This is a genomic window from Snodgrassella sp. CFCC 13594, assembly GCF_001590725.1.
In the GTDB taxonomy this organism is placed as follows: Bacteria; Pseudomonadota; Gammaproteobacteria; order Burkholderiales; family Neisseriaceae; genus Snodgrassella.
This window is the reverse complement of the sequence record NZ_LQXR01000044.1, coordinates 1-3,235: the sequence shown is the minus strand read 5'-3', so window position 1 is coordinate 3,235 and position 3,235 is coordinate 1. Positions and strand designations below refer to the sequence as shown.

Genomic DNA, 3,235 nt, shown 5'->3' with positions numbered 1-3,235 from the left:
AGCAGGTACGGCTTCTGAAATGACGCGCTTTACCATTATTACGGATGAAGAGCGCCACGTTAAAATGGCCATTGTTGATAAACATGTTACACCGTATCTTTCAGTCAATGATCCTTCTCTGATGATGGGTATGCCTGCCTCTTTGACTGCTGCTACCGGTATGGATGCGCTGACCCATGCAATTGAAGCTTACGTCTCTACTGCCGCCAATCCAATTACGGATGCTTGTGCTGTGAAGGCTATGGATTTGATTGCAATCAATTTACCGATCGTGGTTACTGAACCTACAAATACACTGGCTCGGGAGCAAATGGCCTATGCAGAATTTTTGGCAGGGATGGCGTTTAATAACGCTTCATTAGGTTATGTACATGCAATGGCACACCAGTTAGGAGGGTTTTATAACCTACCTCATGGTGTATGCAACGCATTACTTTTGCCACACGTTGAAGCATTTAATTTAAGCGCTGCCAAGGAAAGATTGGATGAAGTGGGTATCATTTTAGGTGCCAATAATGCAGACTTGAAAGACCTTGACGTCATCAGTGCCATTAAGAAGTTAGCTGCTATAGTGGGTATTCCTAAGTCTTTACGTGAGTTGGGTGTAAAAGAAGAAGATTTTGAGATACTTGCTGAGAATGCAATGAAAGATGTTTGTGGTTTAACCAATCCGATTCAACCTACTAAAGAACAGGTTATTGGCATTTTTAAAGCTGCATACTAACTCTTTACTAGTGCCGGATTTCGACTAAACACCATCTTCTTGATGGTGTTTATTTTTTAGTCTGTTATCCACGATCTATTTTCCTCAGAAAACAGTCCCAACTAAAGAAGTCATCATATTAACCCAAACAGATGACGAATCTACTTGGACAAGCTCAGATCATTGTCGATAATGCAGAATATTTCCTAGTAAAATTCCAGTTTAGTTACAGTTAGTAGAGCAACCATTGAGAAATAAACTTCATGATCCGATTTTACCCAAAATTCATTTTGGCATTACTGCTAATAGGCATTTTGGCTGGTTTGTCTGGTGTTTTCCTTACCTGGTTATTGCACATAGTCCAGCATGAGGTGTATGGAGTAGTACCTCGTGAACATATATCATTCCGAATAATAGTTGAACAAGCCACTCCGTGGCGTCGCTTGGTTGCACTGCTTTGTTGTGGTTTGTTAGCTGGCGTTGGCTGGTGGCTAATACGTTGTCTTGGTGCACCACTCGTTACGATAGAGAAGGCTGTAAATACATCACAAAAACTTCCACTTAAAACAACAATAATCCATGCATTGCTTCAAATTATCACTGTAGCAATGGGCTCCCCGCTTGGTCGTGAGTCAGCTCCTAGGGAAATGGCTGCAGCTTTTAGTGAACGAGTCGTACAGTGTCTACGTTTGACTAAGACTGAGCGCCATATATTGATCGCTTGTGGCTCTGGAGCAGGCTTAGCCGCAGTTTACAATGTGCCACTCGCATCAGTTGTATTTATTTTGGAAACTTTACTATTTACTTGGCATCGGCGTACTGTGGGTGCCGCATTAATTTGTTGTGGAGTTTCTGTTGGCATATCTAGATGGGGCCTAGGTGATACCGTTCAATATACCTTACCGTCACTACAGGTAGACCTAAATTTTCTATTTTGGTCACTTCTAGCCGGTCCATTTCTTGCTATTGGCGCATACTTATTTGAGCGCAATCTCACTATAGTGTCAAAGGTACCCCGCAATGGGGCAATAATGATTCTTGCATCGGTACTATGTTTTGGCGTTATTGGCCTGTTGGCAATGTGGCTACCTGAAATTCTAGGCAATGGTAAAGCAGGTACTGAACTGAGTTTTGATGCCTCAATAGGATGGAAATATGCATTGGCTTTGTTTGCTGGGAAATGGCTGTCCGTTATGTTAGCTACTGCCGCAGGTGATCTGCCATCATTTTAACGGACAGTTAAGCGGCCATTTTTTTATTGACCAATTCGTAGTCTACCGGACTTAAATAACCCAGTGTTGAATGTCTTCGTTTACGATTGTAGTATGCCTCAATAAACCAGAATATCATTCTGCGCGCCTCATCCATATTTTCAAATGTTTGTTGATAAATCCATTCCACTTTCAAAGTATGAAAGAAGCTCTCGCAGGCAGCATTGTCATAGCAGTTGCCTTTACCACTCATGCTGGCTCGTAAACCGTATGATTGAATGATTTGCTGATACTGACGTGAACAATATTGACTTCCTCTGTCTGTGTGCACAATTACACTGCTAGGATAAGCCCGTTTATACAGCGCAGATTTCAATGCATTAACCACCAACTGGCTGTTGATACGTTCTCCAAATGACCAGCCTATCACTTGACGTGAATATAGGTCTATTACCACAGCAAGATAAAGCCATTGTTGTTTTACTTTGATGTAGGTGATGTCACCTATCCAGGTTTGGTTTGGATGAGTAACGTTAAAATTCTGTGCCAACAAATTGGGCATAATCGGTAAACTGTGCCGACTGTTGGTGGTGTGTTTAAACTGACAACTCTGTATGCCTTTTAAGTTTAAACGGCTCATCCGACGGCGCACTCGTTCTAGTGATGCCTGAATACCCATAATGCGCAACTCTTCATTGATTCGACGGTAACCATAACGGCCAGCATGCTCATGATAAATGAGTGTGATGTGCTTATCTAATTGGGCATTAGCTACCGCTCGTCTTGATAAAGAACGATTTCGCCAATCATAGTAACCACTACGTGATACATTCATTATTTCGCATTGACGACTAACGGATAAGCTGGGATTTTCAGCAATCCATGCGTACTTTACTGTTTCAGGCTGGCAAAGTACGCGCTGGCTTTTTTTAGAAACTCAATCTCCCGTTTGCGTAGATCCAGCTCTTTCTGTAAAGCTCTATTGTGCCGTTCTAATGCTTGATAATCTTGCTTACTTGGGGTTTTGGATTGTTCTGTGCTCGTTTTAGGATTATTTGGTTTAGGCTTAGTCATAGTCTGCTTAATCCAATTACATAGGGTTTTATAGTTTATACCTAAGTCCCTAGCCATTTCTGTATAACTGACTTCACTAGATAAAGCTAATTTAACTGCCTCAGATTTGAATGATTCATCATATCGATTTCGTTTCATAGAACACCTCCTGTTTCGTTATTAGGTGTCCGTCAATTCGATGGCAGATCAAACAATATGACCATGGATAGCTGGGAAAAGCGTCAGGCAAGTGACCACCAGAGCATGC

The 3,235-nt window shown here is 41.8% G+C and carries 4 protein-coding genes; 2 read left to right on the top strand and 2 right to left on the bottom strand.

The window, feature by feature from the left end; all coding sequences use genetic code 11:
- Both A2F46_RS11490 and A2F46_RS11485 read left to right on the top strand, forming a co-directional pair.
- A partial coding sequence (locus A2F46_RS11490) for an iron-containing alcohol dehydrogenase (RefSeq protein WP_156471644.1) occupies nt 1-724 on the top strand: 724 nt, incomplete at its 5' end.
- Between the two features lie 242 nt (nt 725-966).
- Nucleotides 967-1,935, top strand: coding sequence for a chloride channel protein (locus tag A2F46_RS11485; protein WP_066570587.1), 969 nt, complete (start codon nt 967-969; stop codon nt 1,933-1,935).
- Between the two features lie 7 nt (nt 1,936-1,942).
- On the opposite strand, the gene A2F46_RS11480 is transcribed toward A2F46_RS11485, so the two are convergent.
- Complete coding sequence (locus A2F46_RS11480) at nt 1,943-2,794, bottom strand: IS3 family transposase (protein ID WP_231867793.1); 852 nt, start codon at nt 2,792-2,794, stop codon at nt 1,943-1,945.
- A gap of 11 nt (nt 2,795-2,805) precedes the next feature.
- The gene (locus A2F46_RS11475; RefSeq protein ID WP_066570582.1) at nt 2,806-3,126 is read right to left on the bottom strand and encodes a transposase; all 321 of its coding nucleotides are present in this window, start codon (nt 3,124-3,126) and stop codon (nt 2,806-2,808) included.
- Nucleotides 3,127-3,235 lie beyond the last annotated feature (109 nt).